The 23,675-nt window shown below is 47.4% G+C and carries 21 protein-coding genes; 12 read left to right on the top strand and 9 right to left on the bottom strand.

Annotated features, from left to right (window positions below):
* The first annotated feature begins 30 nt into the window (after positions 1-30).
* On the top strand, positions 31-717 hold the full coding sequence (locus tag COW15_RS06850; protein WP_293631183.1) for a TIGR01621 family pseudouridine synthase: 687 nt from the start codon (positions 31-33) through the stop codon (positions 715-717).
* A 4-nt stretch (positions 718-721) separates the two neighbouring features.
* On the opposite strand, the gene COW15_RS06845 is transcribed toward COW15_RS06850, so the two are convergent.
* The gene (locus tag COW15_RS06845) at positions 722-1,900 is read right to left on the bottom strand and encodes a GGDEF domain-containing protein (RefSeq protein WP_293631181.1); all 1,179 of its coding nucleotides are present in this window, start codon (positions 1,898-1,900) and stop codon (positions 722-724) included.
* A 191-nt stretch (positions 1,901-2,091) separates the two neighbouring features.
* Here COW15_RS06845 and COW15_RS06840 point away from each other — a divergent pair, with 191 nt between their 5' ends.
* On the top strand, positions 2,092-2,259 hold the full coding sequence (locus tag COW15_RS06840; protein WP_006079767.1) for a YqaE/Pmp3 family membrane protein: 168 nt from the start codon (positions 2,092-2,094) through the stop codon (positions 2,257-2,259).
* 74 nt (positions 2,260-2,333) lie between these two features.
* Here the strand turns inward: COW15_RS06840 and COW15_RS06835 are convergent, their stop codons facing one another.
* Positions 2,334-4,502 carry a TonB-dependent receptor gene (locus COW15_RS06835; protein ID WP_293631155.1) on the bottom strand — a complete coding sequence of 723 codons (2,169 nt, stop codon included), beginning with the start codon at positions 4,500-4,502 and terminating at the stop codon, positions 2,334-2,336.
* A gap of 346 nt (positions 4,503-4,848) precedes the next feature.
* Between COW15_RS06835 and COW15_RS06830 the strand changes: the two genes are divergently transcribed.
* Positions 4,849-5,034 carry a DUF2986 domain-containing protein gene (locus COW15_RS06830; RefSeq protein WP_293631153.1) on the top strand — a complete coding sequence of 62 codons (186 nt, stop codon included), beginning with the start codon at positions 4,849-4,851 and terminating at the stop codon, positions 5,032-5,034.
* Positions 5,035-5,087: 53 nt separating this feature from the next.
* On the opposite strand, the gene COW15_RS06825 is transcribed toward COW15_RS06830, so the two are convergent.
* From COW15_RS06825 to COW15_RS06815, 3 genes are all read right to left on the bottom strand, one after another.
* Positions 5,088-5,600: a M23 family metallopeptidase gene (locus COW15_RS06825; RefSeq protein ID WP_293631151.1), complete on the bottom strand. Its 513-nt coding sequence runs from the start codon at positions 5,598-5,600 to the stop codon at positions 5,088-5,090.
* A 37-nt stretch (positions 5,601-5,637) separates the two neighbouring features.
* Positions 5,638-6,228 carry a hypothetical protein gene (locus COW15_RS06820; RefSeq protein ID WP_293631257.1) on the bottom strand — a complete coding sequence of 197 codons (591 nt, stop codon included), beginning with the start codon at positions 6,226-6,228 and terminating at the stop codon, positions 5,638-5,640.
* 213 nt (positions 6,229-6,441) lie between these two features.
* Entirely contained in the window at positions 6,442-7,512 is a 1,071-nt protein-coding gene (locus COW15_RS06815; RefSeq protein WP_293631150.1) for an MBL fold metallo-hydrolase, read from the bottom strand.
* A 151-nt stretch (positions 7,513-7,663) separates the two neighbouring features.
* Here COW15_RS06815 and COW15_RS06810 point away from each other — a divergent pair, with 151 nt between their 5' ends.
* Positions 7,664-8,275 (top strand): TetR/AcrR family transcriptional regulator, encoded by a 612-nt coding sequence (locus COW15_RS06810; protein ID WP_293631149.1) that lies wholly within the window; start codon positions 7,664-7,666, stop codon positions 8,273-8,275.
* Between the two features lie 52 nt (positions 8,276-8,327).
* Here the strand turns inward: COW15_RS06810 and COW15_RS06805 are convergent, their stop codons facing one another.
* On the bottom strand, positions 8,328-9,671 hold the full coding sequence (locus COW15_RS06805) for an anaerobic C4-dicarboxylate transporter (RefSeq protein ID WP_363699979.1): 1,344 nt from the start codon (positions 9,669-9,671) through the stop codon (positions 8,328-8,330).
* Positions 9,672-9,949: 278 nt separating this feature from the next.
* Between COW15_RS06805 and COW15_RS06800 the strand changes: the two genes are divergently transcribed.
* Positions 9,950-11,128, top strand: a complete 1,179-nt coding sequence (locus tag COW15_RS06800) for a monodechloroaminopyrrolnitrin synthase PrnB family protein (RefSeq protein ID WP_293631147.1) — start codon at positions 9,950-9,952, stop codon at positions 11,126-11,128.
* A gap of 4 nt (positions 11,129-11,132) precedes the next feature.
* Positions 11,133-12,254 (top strand): aminotransferase class V-fold PLP-dependent enzyme, encoded by a 1,122-nt coding sequence (locus tag COW15_RS06795; protein WP_293631146.1) that lies wholly within the window; start codon positions 11,133-11,135, stop codon positions 12,252-12,254.
* A gap of 58 nt (positions 12,255-12,312) precedes the next feature.
* Here COW15_RS06795 and COW15_RS06790 read toward each other — a convergent pair whose 3' ends face one another.
* Positions 12,313-13,509, bottom strand: a complete 1,197-nt coding sequence (locus tag COW15_RS06790; RefSeq protein ID WP_293631145.1) for a dicarboxylate/amino acid:cation symporter — start codon at positions 13,507-13,509, stop codon at positions 12,313-12,315.
* A gap of 218 nt (positions 13,510-13,727) precedes the next feature.
* On the opposite strand from COW15_RS06790, the gene COW15_RS06785 reads away from it, so the two are divergent.
* The 4 genes from COW15_RS06785 (at position 13,728) to COW15_RS06770 (ending at position 17,031) form a co-directional block, all read left to right on the top strand.
* Positions 13,728-14,201, top strand: a complete 474-nt coding sequence (locus tag COW15_RS06785; RefSeq protein ID WP_293631144.1) for a DUF1203 domain-containing protein — start codon at positions 13,728-13,730, stop codon at positions 14,199-14,201.
* Between the two features lie 740 nt (positions 14,202-14,941).
* A complete protein-coding gene (locus COW15_RS06780; protein WP_293631143.1) occupies positions 14,942-15,454 on the top strand; it encodes a hypothetical protein in 513 nt (170 codons plus the stop codon).
* A gap of 91 nt (positions 15,455-15,545) precedes the next feature.
* Positions 15,546-16,370: an abortive infection family protein gene (locus COW15_RS06775; RefSeq protein WP_293631142.1), complete on the top strand. Its 825-nt coding sequence runs from the start codon at positions 15,546-15,548 to the stop codon at positions 16,368-16,370.
* 124 nt (positions 16,371-16,494) lie between these two features.
* Positions 16,495-17,031: an HNH endonuclease gene (locus COW15_RS06770; RefSeq protein ID WP_293631141.1), complete on the top strand. Its 537-nt coding sequence runs from the start codon at positions 16,495-16,497 to the stop codon at positions 17,029-17,031.
* 335 nt (positions 17,032-17,366) lie between these two features.
* Here the strand turns inward: COW15_RS06770 and COW15_RS06765 are convergent, their stop codons facing one another.
* Together COW15_RS06765 and COW15_RS06760 are read right to left on the bottom strand one after the other, a co-directional pair.
* Positions 17,367-19,010, bottom strand: coding sequence for a hypothetical protein (locus COW15_RS06765; protein WP_293631140.1), 1,644 nt, complete (start codon positions 19,008-19,010; stop codon positions 17,367-17,369).
* A gap of 181 nt (positions 19,011-19,191) precedes the next feature.
* On the bottom strand, positions 19,192-20,412 hold the full coding sequence (locus COW15_RS06760) for a threonine/serine exporter family protein (RefSeq protein ID WP_293631139.1): 1,221 nt from the start codon (positions 20,410-20,412) through the stop codon (positions 19,192-19,194).
* A gap of 158 nt (positions 20,413-20,570) precedes the next feature.
* On the opposite strand from COW15_RS06760, the gene COW15_RS06755 reads away from it, so the two are divergent.
* Complete coding sequence (locus COW15_RS06755; protein ID WP_293631138.1) at positions 20,571-20,969, top strand: MAPEG family protein; 399 nt, start codon at positions 20,571-20,573, stop codon at positions 20,967-20,969.
* Between the two features lie 212 nt (positions 20,970-21,181).
* On the top strand, positions 21,182-23,569 hold the full coding sequence (locus COW15_RS06750) for a YgiQ family radical SAM protein (protein WP_293631137.1): 2,388 nt from the start codon (positions 21,182-21,184) through the stop codon (positions 23,567-23,569).
* The last annotated feature ends 106 nt before the right edge of the window (positions 23,570-23,675 follow it).

Here is a 23,675-nt window from a genome sequence, read left to right as displayed (position 1 = left end):
GATGATCCGCATTACAGTGTCGAGAACTCCATGTATCGAATCATAGCCGATGAGGCTGATTTTCTGGTTATTTCTAAATCAGCCCAAGTGCATTTCCACAGTCAGGATGGCACCGCTGGGGTCGTGGCGCAGGTTGAGCAAGATCTGGGGATTAAGCTTTTTGCCGTGCATCGACTCGATACGCCGACCTCGGGCCTGTTGATTTTGGCTAAGAACACCGCCGCAGCGCGGCAATTTACTGAGTTATTTACCGCCCATAAAGTGCAGAAATTCTACCTCGCCTTAGCTAAAGGTAAGCCTAAGAAGAAACAGGGCTGGGTGATTGGCGATATGGCAAAGTCCCGGCGTAGTATGTTTAAACTGCTGCGCACAAAAGAGAATCCGGCGATTACCCAGTTTTTTTCCCAAGGTGTGGGTGACGGATTACGTCTCTATTTGCTTAAACCCCATTCGGGTAAAACCCATCAGTTGAGGGTAGCCTTGGCAAGTTTAGCTGTGCCCATTTTGGGTGACGACCTCTATGGTGGTGAAAGGGCCGATCGTTGTTATCTGCACGCCTACAGTTTGCATTTTAGCTACTGTGACGCTATCGGTGGACGGCGGGATTATGCCTACCTCGATATGCCTCTGCAGGGAGCACTATTTAGCAGCGAGCCTGTGACTGCTGCGCTCGAGGTGTGGCGAGAGCCCAATGCCTTAGCTTGGCCCGATAGATAATACTCTATTCAATGATGTTGGCTTGGCAGATACGGTCACGCCCCGCCAATTTAGCGTGGTACATGGCCTGATCGGCTTGAATAAGTAGCTGATCTGGCTGGCATCCGTGGTAGATGGTGGCATAGCCTAAACTAGCGTAAAGATTGATCTCTCTTCCTTGCCAGTGGAGTGGATTTTCCCTGAGGATTTTATGTAGTTTATCGGCAACTATCCTAGCCGAGGGGGCATCGGTTGCGGGTAATAACACTAAAAACTCCTCTCCACCATGGCGGCAGAGGGCATCGTTTTCCCTCAATACAGTTCCAAATAATCTGGCCGCTGTGAGCAGGGCGAGATCCCCAGCATCGTGGCCGTATTGATCATTAATATCTTTAAAATGGTCTAGGTCTAATAGGACCATGCTGTAAGGTTCGTTGTTCCTAAGCCAGCGCTGATGGGTGTTTTTCAACATCTTTTGCATTGCCCGCCGATTCCAGAGACCCGTCAGCTGATCGCGCTCGGCCAGAATTCGGATCTTGCTGACTAAGCGTGTCAGTGCGTTGCCTATCATCACAATATTGATCACAAGGGCGAGGAATACGTAAAACCAGAGTACAGGAATGGCTGCTTGGGTGTGCATAGCGATAAATATCGGGGCTTTTTCTGGCGATAGGAGTGCGATAAAAAAGCGGATGATAAAAACCACTGCCATGGCAATTAAAGGCAACACCATTGCAGTTGCGACTCTATTTCCCGTATCACGCTTAGTGGCTAGGTAATTATCCTTAGTCAACAGGATAAAAGAGAGGGCCGCATTGGCAGAGAATAAGCTGGCGAGGATTCGTTCAGAGCTAACGTCAGGGGGAACGAGTAACATCAATACTGCTGTGATTGCGAGGGCAGCGATATCAAATTTTGTACTGTGTTGGAGCCGAAAGAGATACTGTGTACCCCAGCGCAACATGAGAAACCCCAATAAAATCAAAATATCGGACCAAAACCAGAAAAAATAATTCGCAGCTTCTGTGCGTTGGGTGTTGAGTATTATGCCCAGCAAGACAAAGAGGTTCCCGAGCGAAAAACGCATGCTGGCTTTGGGGGCTATTTTTAACGGTTGCGCGATAAGCCCCCATGCAATGGCTGCTGTGCCAGTGAGCAGACAGATAAACTTAATCAGTAAAAGGGCTTGGGGATCAAATGTCATTTAGGTAATTCGATTTTTCTTTAACTATAGATGGCTTTTGGGTTCTCGGTTGAGATTAACATGATGGATCATATAGCGGTAAAACTCACTCTGACATGCCTATCTCCCTAAAGTATTTGCAAATGTAGGGTCTTCCTGCGAAGTTATATCCTGTTGATTTACTAATAGTCCCCGTTTAAGGATGCTCGGTTATGGATACAAATAAATTACTCTTAGTGATTATTGCGATTTTACTCCCCCCAGTTGCGGTATTTTTGAAGGCGGGTGCGGGTAAAGATTTATTAATAAACATAGTGTTATGTTTACTCTTCTGGTTCCCTGGTTTATTACACGCACTTTGGGTGGTGACCAAAGCATAATTTTTATTTATTTTCCAAAAGAGTGAAAAAAAGCGCAATTAATGCGCTTTTTTTGTGTTCAATGACCCCTTTACTTAAAATGGTATGCTGTAACCTATAGTTGCAGTGCGTCCCATCCCTTTGAAATAGCGATCATTTGTGCCCATGGTTTGTGAGTAGTAGTTGAAATAATCCTTATTAAACAGGTTTTGTACGCCTAGGCTTAGGGTGCCAGTGTAGAGTGGCATAGCGAAGGACGCATCGACCGTCGTGTAACCCTCAAACTCGGCGTATTTGTCCCCCGCGGCATCTTCAAAATCACGGTCCATAAAGTAGTTAGCTTGAACCCGGGTCGACATTTCATTATCGAAGTTATGAGTCCAGAACAGGTTGATACGATTTGGCGAAATGTTGGCACCATCGAGATCGGTATCTGTTTTGCTGTCATCGTTAGAATCGTATTCCCCCCGCTGGATGGCGATATTCATGCCCAGATCATCGTTGCTGCTTAGGTAAGCGGTCACATTAGCCTCGATACCGTCGATAACGCTCTTTTCCCGTTTCACATCGTAAAATCCATCGCTGTTTAAGGCTAAGCGTGAACCATAGTCTGTGGCTGAGCGGTAGTAGGCAATCTTAGCACTCAAGTACTTACCTTGATAATCGGCACCAAATTCAACGTTATCCGTCACAATAGGGGCGAGGGAGAGGGAGTCTTCTATGCTGGGGTTCTCGCCGGGGAAGCTATTGCCGTCACGCAGGATACGGCCAATGTCCGGCATGCCAAAACCTTGGTTATAGCTCGTGTAAAGGCGGATATCTGGGGTGATTTTGTAGGATACGCCGATATTGAATAGGGTCTCGTCGAAACTCGCTTCACCTCCTTCAATCTGCTTATTGCCTGCACCGTAAAGGGTTTTATAGTCATCAACATTGAGGGTTGCGTGTTCGTAACGGACACCGGTTGATAGGGTTAAATCGGTAATTAAATCATAATCTAATTGTAAGTATGGCGCGACGTTGTCATAGGTACTTTCGGGCACCCATGAAAGACCAGTTTGCACTAGATCTTGCTCGGTGGTATCGCGGAACAGGTCGAGGCCATAGGCGGCATCTATGCCAGTGTCGGCAATATTTTTGGCAATCAATGAGGTTTTTAAGCCCCATTTGACCGAAGAGTTACGGGATTGCTCGTAGTACCAGCTCTCACCCTTAGGGCCTTCACATTGAACCAGTTGGTCGTCATTGGCAAACGCAGGATCGAAGAAGGTTTTGTTACAGCCACCGCCATATATGGCTTGGAAATCCTGATTAAACAGCTGTACGTTCAGTTGTTGGCCGGCAATATTTTCGTGGCTGTAAGTCAAACTAGAGGTCGTGACTTGGTTATTAGCGGCTTCCCAGGGTTGTTTTTCTTCCACCGCGCCCGTCGGTATGCCATTGGTGATATCGCCTTTTACGGGCATCCAATCGCCATTGTTTTCCATATTGTAATGGTTGACCATCAGCTCTAGCCGTGACTCAGCAAAATTGTGACCAAGTTTGATAAAGAAGTCAGCGCTTTGGCTATCCATTGACTCGCCTTGAGTCGTATCGACGCCAATAACATCGTGGTTAGCATCATAGTAAACCCCATTATTGCGATAGCTGACGGAGCCTAGCATGTCGATAAATTCAGACTCACCGGAAAACGCATAACTGGCACCAAAGCTCACACCATTAGACTCGAGGGAATCCGGCACTGTGACATCGAAACTTGCTTGGTGCTCGTTATCACCGGATGGCTTTTTAGTGATGTAGTTGATGATCCCGCCCTGGGCGCCTAAACCGTGCATCGCATTGGCGCCATGAATAATTTCAATCCGTTCTATCATGGCAGGATCGATAGTCTGACCCGAACGGCCGCCGCTGCGCAGCGGATTCGATTGGGGTACACCATCGATCATAATGAGTGGTGGACGGCCGCGTAGGGTTTCACCCGTGTTGCTCATCTTCTGACGGCTTGGCGAAAAACTGGGCGCTAAGTTACCGATAATGGTGGATAAATCCTTAGTGGTGCGAAACTGCTCTTCTAACTGCACGCGGTCGATAATAGTGACAGTATTCGGGATCGAGCTTGGAGACTTATCCATACGGCTCGCGGTGACAGTGATTTTTTCGATTTCTTTATTTTTATTGTTACTGTCAGGGGCATCCTGTGCTGCGGCAGATTGGGTCAGTGCCGCGAGCACGGCGAGGGCAACAAACGAGGTTTTGAACGTCATATAACTTCCTGCATAGATCGAGTAAGTGTGTTACACCGAATTCCTTGGCATCAGCACATTCCGTTAAATAGCATTGCAAATGATAACGATTTTTATTAATCGTGAATTCTATGGGAGTAGATATCGATTGTCTAGCCGTGTCGTAGGTGAAATGACTTGATAAGGCGACAATATTTAAAAGTTGTGATTTATCTTGCAGTGAGAGGTGTATTTAAATTGAGGATTAACCCCAAAACCTAGATAAGCTATTATGTCGGCCAAATCACAGTCAGTTGCCGCCAATAAGCTGACCCAGAGCGGGATATGAATATACGTTTGAGGTGGCTGGCGGCTATTTGGTGCTCTAATGAACCGTAAAAAGAAGATTAACCAAACCCTAAAAAGCAAGGCGAAAAAAGCTAATGCTAAACTGCGGACCAATAATAAACCCAAATATATAGCTAAGGCTGATAGAGCAGTAGCAGCTGCTCAAATCGAAATTGTGCCACTGGAAACTGCGCCTCTGCCTGAGGTATCCGAATTAACTCATTGATTAAGGCAGTAGGTAACGCTAACTAACTCCATGTAACTCTTAATAATATAAACTTATTGTTCTTTAAGATACTCAATAGGATTTTGATAAACGGCTTTTTTATAGCCCTGGGTCGAAGTATCTATCAGCCAAGGTTTAGGCAATAAACTTAAAATCGAATAGTGCAAATGTGCCGGTTTGCCCTGGGCATTCCCCGTATCACCTACGGCGCCAAGGGGATCTCCTTTCATTGCAATTAACCTTGTATCAGCGGCAATTGCCGCCAAATGGGCAAAATAGTGGATCTGCCATTTAGGGCCAAGGCCAACCACGACCTTACCTCCCTGGAAGAAGTTGCCTCGATAAATAATCAGCATAGGTGTGGGCGCTATCACAGGGGTATTTTTGGGGGCAAAAATATCTATGCCTTTATGCACGCCCGATGTGCCCCAGGGCTCATACCAAAAGGTTTGGCTATTCCAGTCTTTACTGCTGGCGCCTTTTACCGGGATCACAGGTGACTCAGGGATCAAGTAACCGCCAAGTAGCAGTAACGCTAGTGCTAATCCAACAGATGTTAATTTCATTTTTATCCTGCATTAAGCGTTAGTGCTGCTTTCTACTTTAATGAAAATCGCTAAATTCTTGCCACTTTACTGGGTACTGTAAACGCTCAGCTGCTGAGAGTGACAACCAATAGGGCCGCCAGAAATAGTTGCACCAAAAATCGATATTGCCTTGCAGGCTACCTAAAGTGTCGGGATCGACATCGGCAAAGCTTTCCCATGGAGTGGGTGGCGCGGATTTGAAGTTCACTAACGCCGCGAGTAAGGTGTTGTTATTGGTCACTAAATTTATACAAACACCTGCAAAATCAATATATTGATTTAAAAATATACGGGTCTCATTGGTTGAGTGCTCGATAACACCACTAAAATGTTCCGTGACCGCGGGCAAGGCCATAAAGCCAGCCCCGCGCAATAGCGTGTCCAGCGCCTCTTTGCCTTGGTAGGTGAGTAAACAATGCATTCGATAGCCAAAAATATGATCCTTGGCCAGAGACACTATGGGCGGGTAAACTTGCCTGTCCGGCAAACTGAGACTAGGCATCAGCGCCCGAGGGAAAATGGCGCGTAAGTCGGTTTGTGGCTCTGGGCGACCTAAACGGAGAATATCGCGTTGGAGACGTTGTTTAAGCCAAGCTAACACTGATATTTTCTCTCTTACTTTGGACTAGGTATTTTATGCCCTGAAGAATAGCAGCGTCTAGGCATAGCGCAGAAATAGAGGCAGGTTACTACTTTCGTTGTGTTCTTAAACACAGGTCTGAATTAGAGGATGCTTTACCCTGCGATATCGCATAGTTAGGGGCGATTATTCAAGTATGCAGAGATGGCCCGTCGCCGGGCCATCTCTATTCGTAAGTGATTATTTATCCGTGGCCATGCGCGGCACAAGGATCTCAAATTCGGGCCTATTCTTAGGTAAATAGCTTTTCCACCAGCCGTGGTTCAGCGCCGGGCTGTGGGCCAATTCATTTAACTGGATACCTTGACCAAACTCGGGCGTCAGCAGTGGCACCCCATAGGCCTTTGTCGCCGCGGCAAGTCGCTCTAGCGGTTCGTACCAAGGGTGGAGTGCAAGATCGAAACTGCTGTTATGTATTGGGATAAGGTGGCGTCCCTGCAGATCTAAATGCGCCCGCAGTGACTGCTCTGGCTGCATGTGGATATCCGCCCACATTTCATCATAGGCGCCAGTTTCGATTAAGGTTAGATCGAAGGGGCCGAACCTATCACCAATCTTTTTAAAGCCATCAAAATAACCTGAGTCCCCGCTGAAAAACACTTTTACCTCCGGCGATTGAATGACCCAAGATGCCCACAGAGTGTGGTTTTTATCCCTAAGACCTCGGCCAGAGAAGTGTTGCGCCGGGGTGGCGATAAAGCGTATACCACCCTGTTGCGTTTCCTGCCACCAATCGAGTGCAATTATCTTATTTGCCGGAATACTCCATTCGATCAAATGGTTATCAACACCTAGTGGGACGATAAATACTTGGGTGCGTTCGGCTAGGGCCAAAATACTGGATTTATCTAAGTGATCGTAATGATCGTGGGACAGAATAATACCCGCCAACGCGGGGATTTCATCGAGTTCAATCGGCAATTGATGGAATCGCTTTGGACCAAACGCTTGGCTCGGTGACGCGCGTTTTGAAAATACCGGATCGGTTAACCAATACTGGCCATTGAGTTGTAATAACAGGGTCGAGTGGCTGATTTTATATAACATAGGCGTGCCATCGGCCGTGGGATTAAGGCGCATTTTACGAATGGGTAAGGCGGTGCTCGGGCTTTTATCCGGAATGTGCTCGGTGAGGTAACGCCATAAAATAGTAGGTAAATTACCTTCACCACTGCGCGTATTTGGAGCTTCGTTTCGAAAGCGTTTGCCCTTAGTCTGGGCGTTTATATGAGTGTCGGTATAAATGGCCATCGCAAAGCTCCCGAGTAGCAGTAAGGTTAAGGGGTTTTCAGTCGCATTAAGTTTGCCAAAAGTAAACTACACAGTGTAGTTTACATATGATTATGTAAAAGTAAACTGGATAGTGTAAAATGTCGGCAAATAATGTTATGGCGTAAAGAATATGGCGGACAAACCCGTAAAATTGACGAATTCACAACAGAAGCGTGCGGCAATCCTCAGTGCTTCACGGGAGGAATTTATGGTCAATGGTTTTGTTGGCGCTAGCATGGATAGAATTGCACTACGTGCAAATGTCTCTAAGCGAACGGTTTATAATCATTTTCCGAGCAAGGAAGTGCTGTTCGATACCACAACGACAGAGTTATGGTCCCGCACTAAAGAGGCGGCAACCTTAGCCTTTAATCCCGATGTCAGCCTCGAAGATCAATTACAGCAAATCGCCCGCCGATGCTGGACCTTATATCAGCAGCCTGAGTTTCTCGATGTGGCGCGGGTGGTGATGGCTGAATTTATTCGCTCACCCATCCAAGCGACCGAAGCCATGGAAAAGCTCGCTAAGCAAGAGGGTGGGCTCGAGGCTTGGCTAGCCGGCGCTGTAGCACATAAGGCACTAAAAATAGAGGATATTGCTATTGCTTCAACTCAGTTCTGGGGCATGTTTAAGGCATTTGCCTTCTGGCCAAAACTCTTCCATATGAAAAATTATGACGATCATCAGCAAGCCATTATCGACGCGAATATTAAGCTGTTTTTAGCCATGTATCGGGCTTAATTCGTTTAAAGAGAAAGGCCGAATATTCGGCCTTTTATCTGCTAAGTCAATGCTAGAGTAAGGTTGTCGCCAACAGATAACCTAGGGTCGATGCCGTACCGACGCCGATAAATCCTGGCATGATAAAGCTGTGATTAATGATGAACTTACCTATCTTAGTCGTACCCGAACGGTCGAAGCCAATACAGGCTAAATCGCTGGGATAAGTCGGCAGCACAAAGTAGCCATAGCTCGCGGGAAGGAAGGCGATCAAGAGTTTGGGATCGACACCTAATGCAAGCCCCATAGGTGCTATGGCCGTGAGTGCCGCCGCTTGGCTATTGACCAATTTAGAGATTAAAAACAGCACTAGCGCATAGGTCCAAGGTTGATTTTGCACTACATGTGACAGGTTTTCCTTCAGTACTTCCATATGGCTGATGAAGAAAGTATCACTCATCCACGCCACACCAAAGACGGAAAAAATGGCTACCATGCCCGCTTTAAATACTGGGCCATTGGCTATCTCGGTCGGTTTGACTTTGCAGCTCATCAGAATAAATGCCCCGGCAATCAGCATCATCATCTGGATCACTAAGTTCATCGATAGGAGCGTGTTTTTACCTTTAACCTCAAAGGCGGGGCGTAACTCGCTAAAGGAACCTAATAACACCACTGCGGCAATGGCGGTAAAGAATATCCCCGTGGCCCAATAGGCCTCCTTAGGGAAACTCCGGTTGAGCAGGGTTTCGCTCTTGTCGTAGATAAAGGCTCTTTGTGTTGGATCTTTAATACGTTCCTGGAATTCCTCATCCTTATCTAAATCTTTACCGCGGCGCAGGCTCCAAAGTGCGGCTGCCATTACGCCGCCAAGTGAAGCTGGAACCGAAACCATTAAAATTTCCAGCATGGTATAGGCATGACCAACCCCTTGCTGCGCTGCGAGTATGGACACCATGGAAACCACAGCCACTGAAACCGGTGAAGCACAAATGGCCATTTGGGATGCCACAGAGGCAACTGCCATCGGGCGTTCTGGGCGAATATTTTTCTTCAGTGCGATATCGGAAATGATGGGGAACATGGTATAGACCACATGGCCCGTGCCGCAGAGAAAGGTCAATGTCCAAGTCGTTAAGGGCGCCAGAATCGTAATATATTGCGGGTGACGACGCAGTAAACGCTCGGCAAATTGCATCATCACATTGAGGCCACCTGCAGTTTGCAATACGGCGGCGCAGCCAATCACGGCGAGTATGGTCAGCATCACTTGCACCGGAGGTTGCCCCGGCGCTAAACCAAACACAAAGGTGAGTAAAAATAAGCCGATACCGCTGATAAGCCCAAGCCCCATACCGCCGTAGCGGGTACCTAGCAGTAAGCAGCCTAGGACCACCATAAATTCCATCAAAATCATTTGAGTTACCCCTGTATCGCTTGCCGTTATGGATATCTTGAAAACCGTTTGCGGGTATTTTGCTTGGGGATGGGGTTGGATAATTTGCGCTGGCTCAAGGTGTAAATAAAAAGTGGCATTAGAATTTTCACAAATTTGACCTAAGGCTAGAATCGCAGCGCAATAAGTAGCATTCTTGTTAACTCGGGCCTGATAAATACGCCTACGGTCGGCATACATCGCGCCCTTTAGAAAGTGCACCTACTAAAATAATGATAACAACAACCAAGGATGCCCAAGTGAAACCTGCAACCTTTAATACCCAAGCCTTCGATGAGTGGATCCGCACTCGTTTCGTCGAGCTAAACTCCGAGCTTGAACGGCTTTATTACCAACAAACGGATCGGGCCAATGTGCTCAATATCGGCGATGAAGCGAAACAGAGGCTGGAGTGTGAAGGGCGAGAACTGATAAAAACCTTGCTCGATGAAGGCAATACCGATGAGGGCTTCGACAGTGCCTTCGATTTACTCGGTAACGTAGGGTTGTATATGGCCGCCTGCCGACGCCATGAAATTACCGAACCCTCGCGGGAAACCACCTCGCCACTGGCAGAAGCATCGGCATTGGCGATGCACATCGGCGCCTCTATTGGGGTTACGCCGCGCTTTGCCACCGCGCATCTGACAACCCATAACCGCGCCCATAGGGGCATTTACAAGCGTTTTACCGATTTGCCCGATGAAAAGCTGTTTGTGGATTACAACACTAAGGGGATCTTGGCCTATAAACGTGCCGCAGATGCCTTGTTAAAAATTCAGCCCTTAGGTATTTCTCACCCTATTAGCCACGATTTACTGCGGGTTGCCAAGCAAGCATTACAGGATGTTATCGATTCAAATACGCAGTTATTCAATCGGTTAGATACTGATCGTTTCTTTTATTGTGTGCGTCCATACTATAAACCCTATCGGGTTGGCTCAGTGGTTTACCGTGGTGCCAATGCCGGCGACTTTGCGGGTATCAATGTTATCGATCTCACCTTAGGCTTATGTTTTGCCAACGAATCGGCTTATTCGCAGATGCTAGTGGATAAGTTTTTATACATGATGCCGGAGGATCAGCAGATCCTGCGGGAATGTATGCGTCGGCCTAACTTGATGGATGATTTTTTACAGTCAATGGAGCATTCCAGCCACGAATGGTATCAAACGAATCTACAACTCTTTATCGAAGTCTGTGAATTACATGGCGAGACTGCGATTCAGCACCATAATGAGTTAGTGACTAAATATATTGCCGAGCCTTCGACAAGCATGGAGCAGCAGCATTTAGCTAAAGTGACCGCGAGCGGCCCGCCGTTACATGTATTGCTAGCCTCCCTAGAAAAGTTGCGTGATAGACGGGCTGCGGCCCAGCGTGCGGATATTCGCACTCGATACGATGATCTTAAAAAACTCAAAGAGAGTTTAAGGTAATACGATGTTTAGCGATTTTAAAAAGGATTTTTGCCTCGCAGGCCCAGGGTATCTGTTAAATCACTCCGTTGGTCGGCCGCTTAAATCGACAGAACAAGTCTTTAAGGAGGCATTTTTTGCACCTTGGCAGGACTCAGGGCGTGAACCTTGGGGTCAATGGCTGGCTGTAATTGATGATTTTACCTTTGCCCTATCTAAACTGTTTAATGGTCAACAGAAGGATTTTTGCCCCCAGGTCAATCTCTCTAGTGCGCTGACCAAGATAGTGATGTCCCTCGACCGATTAAATCGCGAACACGCGGTTGTGCTGATGAGTGAGCAAGATTTTCCGAGCATGGGATTTGCCCTTAAAAAAGCGTTGCCAAGCAGTTGTGAGCTGCGCTTTATCCCTAAGGGGTTAGATATTACCGACCCTAATGTGTGGGACAGCCATATGAGTGCCGATGTGGATCTGGTGTTTGTCAGCCATGCCTATTCCAATACGGGGCAACAGGCGCCACTGGCAGAAATATTCACGCTGGCACGGGAGCGAGGTTGTTTAAGTTTGGTGGATGTGGCGCAATCGGCGGGGATCATTCCATTAAATTTGGCCAAATTACAGCCTGATTTCTTAATCGGCTCGAGTGTCAAATGGCTCTGTGCGGGTCCTGGCGCCGCCTATCTGTGGGTTAATCCCAACATATTACCGAGTTGTCAGCCTAAGGATGTAGGCTGGTTTAGCCATGAAAATCCCTTTGAGTTCGATATCCACGATTTTCGTTACCATCCAACGGCACTGCGCTTTTGGGGCGGGACGCCTTCTATCGCGCCCTATGCCATTGCCGCCCACAGCATTCATTATTTTGCCGATATCGGCTCAGAGCAATTGCGCAAGTGCAACCAGTTACTGCTTGATGTAATTATGGATGAGTTAGATCAAGAGATAGTGTCACCTCGGGAAGCGGATAAACGCAGTGGTACTTTGGTATTGCAGTTTGGCGAACAGCAGGCGCAAGTGCTGGCGGCCCTGGCTAAGGCGAACATCAGCGTCGATGCCCGCAGTCTGGGGATCCGGGTATCGCCCCATCTCTATAACGATAAGGCCGATATTCAACAGTTATTGGCGGTGATAAAAGCCAATCGATAATGTTGGATGATAAAATGCCCAAACCCTAGTCTGGGCATTTTTATCAGTAGACAAAGCATTAAAGCCGTTTGCGGTTTAGCCGTTCGACTATCTGGCAGGCGTTGAGATCGTGTACTACGTTGATCACGGTTGAAGGCGCATCGGTAATCGCCCCTATCACCACTAAAATGGGGATAGTCTCCATAGGTAAACCTAAGGTCGTGACGATAAAAATCTCCCCGAGGAAGGCACCGCCCGGTACTCCACCAATAATAAAGGCCGACAAAACCGAAATCAAAATGGTCACCATAAACACATCCACGGTGAAATCTAATCCCAATAGCGAGTAGATAAATACGATTTTTAAGGCCGTGATGATTGAGGCGCCGCCCTTATTTAAATTGACCAACAATGGCAGGCTGATATCGGCAATTTCGGGCTTAATACCCATCTTTAGCGCGGTTCTTAGGGTGACGGGTAAGGTGGCCAGTGAGGAGGTGGTGCCGAGTGCCGTCACTGCGGGTTCGAGGGCGAAGCGCCAAAATTGTTTGATGCCGTGCACACCGCCACCAAGCCAAGCGTAAAAGGTGGAACCCACAGTGAGATAGATAAAGCAGGCGATCATAAATAGGCCAATGGCGCGGGCAAAGGTGACCACAAGTTGAGGATCTTGGCTCGCCATCGTTGCGGCAAAATAGGCACCCAGTCCCACGGGGGCCGCCACCATAATGATCGACACTATCTTCATGATAACGGTATTAAAACTGTCGAGTAATGCCGAGACTTTTCTGCCATCCTCCCCCGATTGACCAATCGCGATCCCCGCAATCACTGACATAATGATCAGAGCTAAGATATTGGATTTTGACAATAAACCTGAAAAATCATTGGTGGTTAGCAGGCCAACGAAATCCATAGTCCCTGCGGTATCGCCTATGGTTTGCTTAAGATCTAGGGTGACACCTTGGGCGGGATCGAAAAACAAGGCGAGCCCAATAATCCCAACCGCGGGGATAATCGCCATCACTATCGATACCGCCATGATTGACACTAACAGGGCACCGAGCTTCTTGAGATCTGTCATACGGGCGATGGAGGAGGTCACACTAATCGCCACTAAGGGCACGATAATCATAAACAGTAAATTGAGGAATATTTGCCCTAACGGTTTGAGCTTGAGTGCCACTTCTGGCCAGCCGACACCGAGCACGCCGCCGAGTAATAATGCACTGAGCAGCACGATTGAATCTTTGTAGGGTTTGAGTTTTTGCCACATAGGTAAGCGCCTATTGTTATTTTTATCATGAATTTGTTTAGCAATAAGGTACGCCCAAATGATGAGAATTCACCGTGCTGCAGGGACATGCTCAAGCTAGCGAGTCGTTCGCCATAGCGCAAGAAATGATTGTCATTTTTGAGGATAGAGTTCCGAAAACGGCGAGTACGCTACTATCGAATGGCTATCATAGTATTTTTAACCGACGGGTAGCCAATATGGACACAAACTTCAAAATAAAAGCGCTAGAGCGGGGTCAATTTTCTGGATTGATGGGGTTAAGTGATCGAGCACTAGAACAGGCCAATGCGAGATGGGTGGTTGCCGATACTAAACCTGGTTACCCTTGCCGGGTCTCTCTGAAGGAGGCTGAGATCGGCGAGAGAGTGCTACTAGTACCTTTCAGATATCACGATGTCAATTCGCCTTATCGCGCTTCTGGCCCCATTTATATTCGAGAAAATGCTGAACAAGCCGAGTTGGATGTGAATGAGATCCCAGAGATATTGACGGCAAGATTACTATCCATCAGAGCTTATAATTGCAATCACGCTATGGTGCACGCCGAGACTTTACAGGGTACGGGATTAGCAAATGCGGTTCGTCAGCAGTTTTTAAATGCTGAAGTGAGCTATATCCAAATTCACAATGCCAATCCTGGTTGTTTTAGTTGTAGCGTGTACCGAGCTTAAAACTACCTCTAGTGATATCTGATAAGTAAAAAGCCCCAATAATTAGGGGCATTATGTTATTGATTTACTATGGATGGCCTGATTTAGCACTTGATTTAGCACAGCCTGATATAACAGTCTGGGTTGAGTATGAGCAAAGTGAAATTAAACTGGGTTATTCCAATTACAGCATCGTAATTCGTATTCTTTTAGTCGCGTACTTAGGTTATTTGGCGTATGAAAAGTGGCAATAATATAAAAATAAGGGTAGGTCGGCACTGCGTTAGCTGAAATTTCCTGAAAACGTAGCGAGGGAGTCGAACCCTCTCTACGTTTTCTAAGAAGCTGATTTACGGTAGTTTTTGGTCAAAAGAAACAAAGTCTTGTTACACCTTACTGTATTTCTTTAGTAAGAGGAAATCTCGGAGCGTTCCAACCTCAAGCGCTGTTTAGACACACAGGTATAATGTGAAATTTATAAACTGGCTTCAAATCGAAACTAAAGGTATCGTTTTTTGCTTGGTGCTTATGCAATTAACTGAAATTATTACTCTTTCACTTTGCCTAATACTATTTACCGAGCTAAAACGCTTCTCGGTAAATAAGGTCTCGATTTTTCTGGATGAAAAATGTTGATAGACCACTGATGCTGATGTTAACTTATTGGCATAATTACATTATTTACTCATTTATTCCCATGTCTAACTCTATTCTGGTTGGGTTTTATTAGAAGAGCGGGTAATACACTGTTAAAGGTTACGATGGATACGTCTGAACACTGCAAAGAAGTCTACGCATACTTTGGCCTCGCAATGTACCGAGCACAATGTGTTGAGCAATCAATAGTTCAGTTACTTATTGTCTTTGATTTTTTTAAGGAAAACGTGCCTAAGTTTGAAAGTCGTGAAAAATGGGAAGCAGATTTTGACCGATTTGATGACGCATTGTCGAAGAAAACTATGGGCCGCCTGCTGGGTGCAATAAAAGAAATTAGTGTACTCGATAGCGATATTGAAATTGCTCTCTCACTGGCATTGCAAAAAAGAAACTGGTTGGCTCATGCCTATTTTTTCGACCGTGCTTTAGATTTTATAAACGAAGCTGGCAGAAACAAGATGATAAGTGAACTTGAAGATGCTATTAAGTTATTTAATTCAGTTGAAGACATTTTAAATCCGATTTCTAGATCTGCTGCAATTAAGTACGGTTTAACTGACGAGGTCTTGGAAAAGCTTAACAATGAAATGTATGAGGCTGCTAAAGGTGACCTTTAACAAGGCCAGTCAGCATCGCTCCCTTTGGACGCTCCACTTGCAACACGTTGCTCAAGTTTGTGGCGAGCGTTAGGTTCACGGAGGCTCGAGTTTGAATCATCAAATACCAAATTCGGTTATCGGAGCAGTAGCTTTTGTAATCGCTGATCATTATCACAGTCACTCCAAGCTTGATACGCTCTTTATGGAAAGTGGAGCGCCGGGGGAAGTTCCTGAGGGTAATTGCGAAAAGAAGTGCAGTAACTGGCTAAAGCGCTGCAACGAAGATCCTAAAACTGATGCGCTAGAAGTTCTAGGCGCTGTGATTCAGGAGTACATGGATCAGGAGCCTTCCTCTTCACTTTTTGGTGGGCCAATATCAACCAAGGTGACCGAAGGCCAAGCGAGAATTAATGCCGCATTAGCGAAAAATCAGCTGGTCTATCGAACCAATGGGTACGTGACGAAAGCTGGCTCAACGCCAATTACTAAAACTCTGGAAGACTATCTGAGATCAGGTGATTTCTCATCCATTGAAAAGGAATTTGAAAGAGCAATTGAGCATATCCAAAGTGATCCTCACACATCAGTAACCGCATCCTGTTCAATTATCGAAGCCACGCTAAAGTTCTACATCGAAAGCTTCGATGAGCTAGCTATGCCAAGTAAACTTAATGTGATGCCACTGTGGGGCATCGTTCAGCCACACCTTGCACTGAATACCGATGTCACTCTGGCTGCTGATCAGCACAAAGTGCTCAAAGGTATTTCTTCAATCATTGATGGTGTAGGAGCCTTTCGGTCTCACATTGGCTCTGCTCATGGTCGCGGGTCTAACCCACCAAGTATTGTGGTTGCAGAGGCACGGCTTGTTGTAAACGCTGCACACACTTTGGTGGTCTTTATTATGGAGGTGCTACATGCCAAAAAAGTCTAACAATCACAGGGACGGCGACGACTTTTTCGTTGCGGTTACGCCTCTACTACAAAGCCGCGCGCACTGCGGGCGTTATAGCTGAAGAGTTATGGATTACTTATCATTATTCAGGATGCCAACCCCGATGAAAATCACGGGAAGATCGTCAAGCATCACCAATTCATTTATAAACTCAATTATTCCGATAATTGTTCCGACAAATGAGCAAGTGAAAAACGCCCTTGATATTCTTGGCATGGATCACGATAGTTTCCAATGTGCATACTGTGGGGCTACTGCTTCGGAGTGGGATCATTTGCGGCCTTTAGTGCTTAACAAAAAGCCAACGGGCTATATTTCCGAAATTCATAATTTGGTTCCTGCTTGCGGTAAGTGCAATCAATCAAAGGGCAATAAGCCTTGGCATGCTTGGATTACAAGCTCTGCAAAGTTGTCACCAAAATCTAGAGGCGTACCAGATCTTAAGCAGCGCATCGAAAAACTGCAAAAATATGAGACGTGGCTAGAACCAACAAAAGTTGATTTTGAATCGGTGGTTGGCAAAGAAAAATGGGAACAGCACTGGGCTAATTGGGAGTCGGTACAACGTACTATGCGTCAGGCTCAAACGTTGGCAACTGAAATCAATCAAACAATAGCAAGAGAATATGCAAAGCTATAACAAAGCAATTTACAACGCGCCCGCGGCGCCGGACGCTCGTTCCTTGCGGCGGTAGAACTATTGACTCACTTAGGCATTGGCTTCAATCAATGCCATTAAACCTTAATATAGACAGCTTATATATGAACACTTAACACGGTCACCATGTATGCTTCAATAAATACCGTGGATATAGCACTAGGAGTGCGGCTCATAGAGCCAAATAAATACACTTCAATTGTATTGGATGCGATACCAGATTCTAAATACACTTAACTTTAAACTTTAGGATCCTAGCCTACCTCTGAGACCCATTATGGACGCTTTTGAGGGCGGTATTCTGATAAACAAACGCATTAAAAGCTTTGTTTGACTAAGACACGCCATTCCCAGCTATTCACCGAATCTCCCCCGGTATAGGGGATGGAAAAGTCAATATGGGCGACGTTGCCGTAGCTGGAGCGTGAAGAGTAAATGCGGGCTCCTATCCCAACACTGCCGAGTGGGCCACTGACTTCGTTATTTTCGGCCAGTGGTCCACCCGAGGCTTGACCGAGATCGGTAAAAACGGCCCAACCAAGCTCTGCCAACTGATACAGATTAATATTGGGGTAATTGCGTATTTCGGCGGTCAGTAACCATTGGTTGTCACCCAGTTGGTAATCGTTGGGATAACCGCGCACGCCGGTTTCATCCCCCAGCCCCGTTGTGAGATCCAGATAAGTATTGTCAGAGATGCTGCCCCATGCCTTACCATAGGCTGTCCATTTGGGGTTGATTTGGTAGAAGTACTCGGCTTGGGCATTGAGTTGATAGGTGTCTGCTTGAGTCGTCCCTAACGTACTGGAACCGCCCATTTCGAATAACCACAGCTGATCGTCAAACTTGTAGCCCGCGCTACTTTGCCACTTAAGGTGGTAGCCGAGGGGGCTGTTATCCTCTATATCTTTGGTTTCTATGCCAAATTGCAGATAGTGATACCAGCCTAAATTAAAGTCCTCGTTATTCGTGATCAGATGGACATTGTTCAGTACATGAAAATCATCTTGGATAAACTCATAGGCCACCCAAGGGTACATAAAGTCCCTGTCCTGCGGAAGATCAGAGTTGGGGTAGGTGTCTAAGTTGGCAAATTCATGTTTATCTTGGGTAAAGCCTGTGATGACGCGGGAAAGATTGTCAGTATTTTTATCAATTAACCAACCGTACTGCAGGTTGAGGTAGTCGACATTGTGTGCAAACTCATTCAGATCTTGGCCGTTCTGCCGCAGGGTATCGATACGACTATCGTCCAAAAACTCCGCCGAGTACATGGTTTGTGTATCAAGGGCGTAGAAGGGTTTGCTCACATACACATGCTTGGCTTGACCATCACTGTTATCGTAAAACTCGGCGGCGACTATGCCATGTTCGATAATGCTGATCGGGGCTTCAAAGGCAAATTTGTAACCCGTGCGCGACTCATCGGACTGGTACTTTAAGCGTGTGCGTATTCCAGTGCCGAGCAGGTTATCTTCCTTTATCCCGAAGGAGTATCGAGTATCGCCTCCCGAACTGCTAAAACTCGCCGTGGGCAATAATGACCAGTTATCCCAAGTCTCGATGACGATGGATTCATCCTCTGGGGTGATGTCGGCTTGCGGATCTTTTTCGGCAATATAAATCTTAGCGTCACGTATATAGGGTTCGGCGCGTAGCAGGCGCTGGGATTCGTCGAGATCTTTTTGAGTGACTTGGTCATTTTCACCGAAGGTAAGCCTATCTCGAACGACATATTCTTTGGTGTTGATATGCAGGTAGTTTGCCCAGCGGTGAATAAAAAAGGCATCGGGAGCGGATTCATCAAAGATAGGATTACTCACGACCACTATCTTGCTGACGTTTTTAGCCTCTTGGTTTTTTGGGGGGGCAGTGTCAGCGGCATCATCTGCTCTAGCGGCATTCACTAGGCTGCCAATGCAACAAGATAGGATGGATGCATACTGGATGAATTTCTGCATAAAAGCTCACTCCCATGGAATTGACGACTGCAGCGGTATGGTACTCACTCTGCAATTCACAATTTAATAACACACAGGAAGTGGCAATTAGTCAAGGAAACATTTTAATAAGATGATGATTTTACTTAAGGTTAACTTAAGAATGAGGCTGGGCATGGGCTCCAGCCAGGATCATATTATTCTATAATGTTCGTCTGGGAGGGACGACTACGTTAGCGAAGATAAGCCCAGCGACCAGCGACATAAAGATTAAAAAAATCTGCGAGCCAATATGGGATTGGTTGAGCATAGTCTCGCCCGAAATAAGCGCATTGAGACCGATATAGGTTTTGCTGCCGGGCACTAAGATAACTATCCCCTGCAGCAGGGCGATAGAGGCGGGTGCCTTCATCCAACGGGCGAATAGATTAGAGTAAATCCCCACCGCGAGGGCGCCAAAGAAAATCCCCACAGAGTCACCAAAAAAATGCCCGCCCAGCATGGCGGAGAAAAAGGCGACAATCCCCGCGAGCACACCCCAAGGGGAATCCTGCATGCGAGCCTTGAAGATAAATACCAGTGCCATGGATAAAATGGGCACCGCCGACCAAATTGCCCAGCGGGGCAACCCCTCAGGCTCGATATGAATGGCTTCGCCAAAGAAGGCTTTACCAATTGCCATTCCCAATACAGCACCAAAGTACAGCTTAAACAACAGCATACTAGCATCCATAATCCGCGCCGTGCCCGAGATTAAATCCCGTGCGGCCAGTTCTGCTAGGCCTAAGGTTAAGGCTAAACCGGGAATAAAGATGATGATCGAGGAGAGGATCACCACGGGAATATTGATATTAGGGTCGATGCGGGCAATGGCGCAGGCGGCAATGGCACAGGTGATAGTGGCAAAGGGCTCAAGCACTTCGGTCATGCGGGCCGAACGTTCGGCACGGTAAACAAAGCCGTAAACGAGCAGGCCCAATAGGCCCGACCAAAACACATCGTTCCAACCTGTGCCCATCAACATGGCGAAGGCCGCTGCCGAGGTGCCAAAGGAAAAACAGGTTAATGCTGGGCCATAGGGGTTGGGCTTATTGGCGATTTCTTCGAGCCTGTCTAAGGCTTCGGCTAGGGTGCGTTTGCCCGAGGTGAGTTCATCGACTAACTCATCGGTGCGGGCGAGTGAGCCTAAATCGAGTTCGCCGGGTTTAACCCTAGCCACATGGTTATATTCTTGATCTGTATCGTGCTGTAATACAAAGGTCATCGACGTTGGCGAGATCAGAAAATACCCTTCGATACCTAAGGTGCGCGCTACGGTTTGTAGATGGGTCTCAAGGCGGTAAGCGGGTGTGCCAAATTTATGTAAAGCCTTACCTAGCTTTATGATAAATTTACGCTTTTCGATAAACTCTTCGTTATCCAATCGGGGTATTCACTGTTTCTAAAGTTGTTAGGGAGCACGGGCGCATATTAACCTATCTTGTCGCTAAAAGGTTAATGGCTTTTAACCTTAATACAAATAAATTGCTGAAATTTTGCGGTTCGGGCTATAGTCGATTTTTTTCGACGAGGAAATGGAACATGCCTTTGATGGTTACTGGTTTGTACGCCAGCTTGACGGGTTTATTGATAGTTGCTTTGGCCTATCGGGTGGTGAAATTAAGACGAAGCCAAAAAATTGGTTTGGGTGATGGCGGCAATAGCGTTCTAGTGTTGGCGGGGCGTGTCCATGCTAATTTGATTGAAAATGCACCTATCGCATTGATCCTAATGATGCTCGCGGAAATGGGGGGTTTAGCCGCATTCTATTTGCACTGTTTTGGTACTGTGTGGATTGTGGCGCGGTTACTCCATGCTATTGGCCTTACTCAAGGCAAGGGCGGTTATCATTTTGGTCGTTTCTGGGGAGTGTTACTGACCTGGGTCGTGATCATTGCGCTGGCTTTGGTGAACCTAGTGCATTTTGCACAGAGCCTATAGGCGCCATGGCATAGCTCCCTCGCCCCTAAGCCATATCCATAGCCGATTTAAGGGTATTGCTGCCTAGGCGGAAATACCCTGAAAAACACCTTGATTGGTGTTTTTTTAATCGCACTTAACCACTTTTGCCTGCTATACTCCGCGTCCCTAAATAGGCGCGGCGTTTTTTTCGCTGTGCCTTTGTTTGACATTACGCTTTCGGGTCAAAATCGATGCAAGTTGAATCCACACTGTTTAGTCATCCCAAATATTGGGCAGAGTGCTATGGCACTGCGCCTTTCTTACCTATGTCCCGCAGGGAGATGGATAAGCTCGGCTGGGATAGCTGCGACATTATTATTGTCACAGGTGACGCTTATGTGGATCACCCCAGCTTTGGTATGGCGGTCATCGGCCGTATGCTAGAGGCCCAGGGTTATCGCGTGGGAATTATTTCCCAGCCCGATTGGTCGAGCAAAGATGCCTTTATGCAACTAGGTCGCCCGAATCTGTTTTTTGGTGTCACCGCCGGCAATATGGATTCGATGATCAACCGCTACACCGCCGATCGCCGGATCCGCAGTGATGATGCTTATACTCCGGGTGATGTGGGCGGTAAGCGCCCCGACCGCGCGGTCACTGTGTATACCCAGCGTTGTAAAGAAGCCTTTAAAGATGTGCCCGTGGTTATCGGTGGCATAGAGGCGAGTCTGCGCCGTATTGCTCACTATGATTATTGGTCGGACAAAGTGCGTCGCAGCGTGATTTTCGATGCCAAGGCCGACATTTTGATGTACGGCAATGCCGAGCGCCCACTGGCCGAAGTGGCGCGCCGTTTAGCGGCGGGTGAGTCGATTAACGATCTGCACGATGTGCGAGGTACCGCGGTTATTCGCCGCGAACCTATGCCCGAATGGCGCGGCATGGATTCCCGCAAGATCGATCAGTTACATAAAATTGATCCTATCCCGAATCCCTATGGTGCCGACGATGTCGGTTGTGCCAATTTATCTGGCCCTTCGGATGTGAAGATCTTCGATAACGAGGCGCCAAAACCTATCAGCGTGCAGCCTGCACGACCTAAGCCATGGGATAAAACCTATGTGCTTTTGCCAGCCTTTGAAAAGGTCTCTGAGGACAAATACTTATACGCCCATGCCTCACGGATTTTGCATCAAGAGCAAAACCCCGGCTGCGCCCGCGCGCTATTCCAGCCCCATGGTGACCGTGGTGTATGGGTCAATCCACCCGCTTGGCCGCTCAATACCGATGAGATGGATGCGGTATTCGATTTACCCTATCAGCGTGTACCACATCCTATCTATGGCAAGGAAAAAATCCCTGCCTATGACATGATCAAAACCTCGATCAACATTATGCGCGGCTGTTTTGGCGGTTGTTCATTCTGCTCGATTACCGAACACGAAGGACGGATTATTCAGAGCCGTTCGCAAGAATCTATTATCAAAGAAATCAAAGATATTCAGGATAAAGTGCCTGGCTTTACTGGAGTGATTTCCGATTTAGGCGGCCCCACTGCCAACATGTATCGCCTCGGCTGTACTAGCGAGAAAGCGGAGAAAACCTGTCGCCGTTTATCCTGCGTGTTCCCCTCGATTTGCGGCCACTTAGGCACAGATCATAAACACACGATCGACTTGTACCGCGCCGCCCGCGCCGTGCCTGGCATTAAGAAAATTTTGATCGCCTCGGGTGTGCGTTACGACTTGGCGATCGAAGATCCCGCCTATGTCAAAGAGTTAGTGCAACATCATGTGGGCGGCTATTTAAAAATCGCCCCCGAGCATACCGAGGAAGGGCCGCTCAGCAAGATGATGAAACCCGGCATGGGCGCCTACGATAAGTTTAAAGAGCTATTCGATAAGTTTTCCAAGGAAGCGGGTAAAGAGCAGTTCCTGATCCCTTACTTTATTTCGGCGCACCCGGGCACGACCGACGAGGATATGTTGAACCTCGCCCTGTGGTTGAAGGAGCGTAAGTTCAAGCTCGACCAAGTGCAAAACTTCTATCCCTCACCGATGGCAAATGCGACGACCATTTATCATACCGAGTTAAACTCGCTGAAAAACGTCAAGCACACCAGCGAAGTCGTGCCTGTGCCGAAGAAGGGCCGCCAACGCCGCCTGCATAAGGCGCTGCTGCGTTACCATGACCCAGCCGGTTGGCCTATTATCCGTGAAGGCTTGATTGCCATGGGGCGTGAAGACTTGATCGGTAATAGCCCGAATCATCTGGTACCGCCGGAAGGACGTAATGAGCGCGGACCAAAATGGATGAAGGATGCTAACCAAGGGCAAAAAGCCCTGACACGCTTCTCGGGTAATCAGTTCGATGAACGTAAGGGCGATGGCAAGTCTAAAGGTGCGGCGAAAGGTGCAGCCCAAGGGCAGGGTAATACCGAGTCAAAGGTTGGCGCTAAAGGGGGCAAGCCCACATCCGCCAAACCAAATTCGCCTAAGTCGAGCCGTCCTGGGGCCAAGGCGCCATTCGGCCAGCCAAGTGCTAAGGCGGGAGCCGGTCAAGCTAAGGGCGGCGCACAATCTCGAGCTGATAAGGCTCGGGGTGGTAAGGCTTCATCGGGACGTCAGCCAGCCAAGTAACGGGCGAGATGGTTACTGCGAGCGTAAAAAAGCCACTCCAGTAAACCCATTTGGAGTGGCGTAGAGGTGATGGTAAACCAGCGGACCATCCAATGAGAGAGTGGTG

This window comes from Shewanella sp. CG12_big_fil_rev_8_21_14_0_65_47_15 (assembly GCF_002783505.1).
Lineage (GTDB): Bacteria > Pseudomonadota > Gammaproteobacteria > Enterobacterales > Shewanellaceae > Shewanella.
This window is presented reverse-complemented; position numbering and strand designations above follow the sequence as displayed.

Excerpts from the sequence above, each read along its gene's own strand:
- COW15_RS06850 (WP_293631183.1), top strand. The coding sequence starts at position 31 with ATGTATCGAATCATAGCCGATGAGGCTGATTTTCTGGTTATTTCTAAA.
- COW15_RS06845 (WP_293631181.1), bottom strand. The coding sequence starts at position 1,900 with ATGACATTTGATCCCCAAGCCCTTTTACTGATTAAGTTTATCTGTCTG.
- COW15_RS06840 (WP_006079767.1), top strand. The coding sequence starts at position 2,092 with ATGGATACAAATAAATTACTCTTAGTGATTATTGCGATTTTACTCCCC.
- COW15_RS06835 (WP_293631155.1), bottom strand. The coding sequence starts at position 4,502 with ATGACGTTCAAAACCTCGTTTGTTGCCCTCGCCGTGCTCGCGGCACTG.
- COW15_RS06830 (WP_293631153.1), top strand. The coding sequence starts at position 4,849 with ATGAACCGTAAAAAGAAGATTAACCAAACCCTAAAAAGCAAGGCGAAA.
- COW15_RS06825 (WP_293631151.1), bottom strand. The coding sequence starts at position 5,600 with ATGAAATTAACATCTGTTGGATTAGCACTAGCGTTACTGCTACTTGGC.
- COW15_RS06815 (WP_293631150.1), bottom strand. The coding sequence starts at position 7,512 with ATGGCCATTTATACCGACACTCATATAAACGCCCAGACTAAGGGCAAA.
- COW15_RS06810 (WP_293631149.1), top strand. The coding sequence starts at position 7,664 with ATGGCGGACAAACCCGTAAAATTGACGAATTCACAACAGAAGCGTGCG.
- COW15_RS06805 (WP_363699979.1), bottom strand. The coding sequence starts at position 9,671 with ATGATTTTGATGGAATTTATGGTGGTCCTAGGCTGCTTACTGCTAGGT.
- COW15_RS06795 (WP_293631146.1), top strand. The coding sequence starts at position 11,133 with ATGTTTAGCGATTTTAAAAAGGATTTTTGCCTCGCAGGCCCAGGGTAT.
- COW15_RS06790 (WP_293631145.1), bottom strand. The coding sequence starts at position 13,509 with ATGTGGCAAAAACTCAAACCCTACAAAGATTCAATCGTGCTGCTCAGT.
- COW15_RS06785 (WP_293631144.1), top strand. The coding sequence starts at position 13,728 with ATGGACACAAACTTCAAAATAAAAGCGCTAGAGCGGGGTCAATTTTCT.
- COW15_RS06780 (WP_293631143.1), top strand. The coding sequence starts at position 14,942 with ATGGATACGTCTGAACACTGCAAAGAAGTCTACGCATACTTTGGCCTC.
- COW15_RS06770 (WP_293631141.1), top strand. The coding sequence starts at position 16,495 with ATGAAAATCACGGGAAGATCGTCAAGCATCACCAATTCATTTATAAAC.
- COW15_RS06765 (WP_293631140.1), bottom strand. The coding sequence starts at position 19,010 with ATGCAGAAATTCATCCAGTATGCATCCATCCTATCTTGTTGCATTGGC.
- COW15_RS06755 (WP_293631138.1), top strand. The coding sequence starts at position 20,571 with ATGCCTTTGATGGTTACTGGTTTGTACGCCAGCTTGACGGGTTTATTG.
- COW15_RS06750 (WP_293631137.1), top strand. The coding sequence starts at position 21,182 with ATGCAAGTTGAATCCACACTGTTTAGTCATCCCAAATATTGGGCAGAG.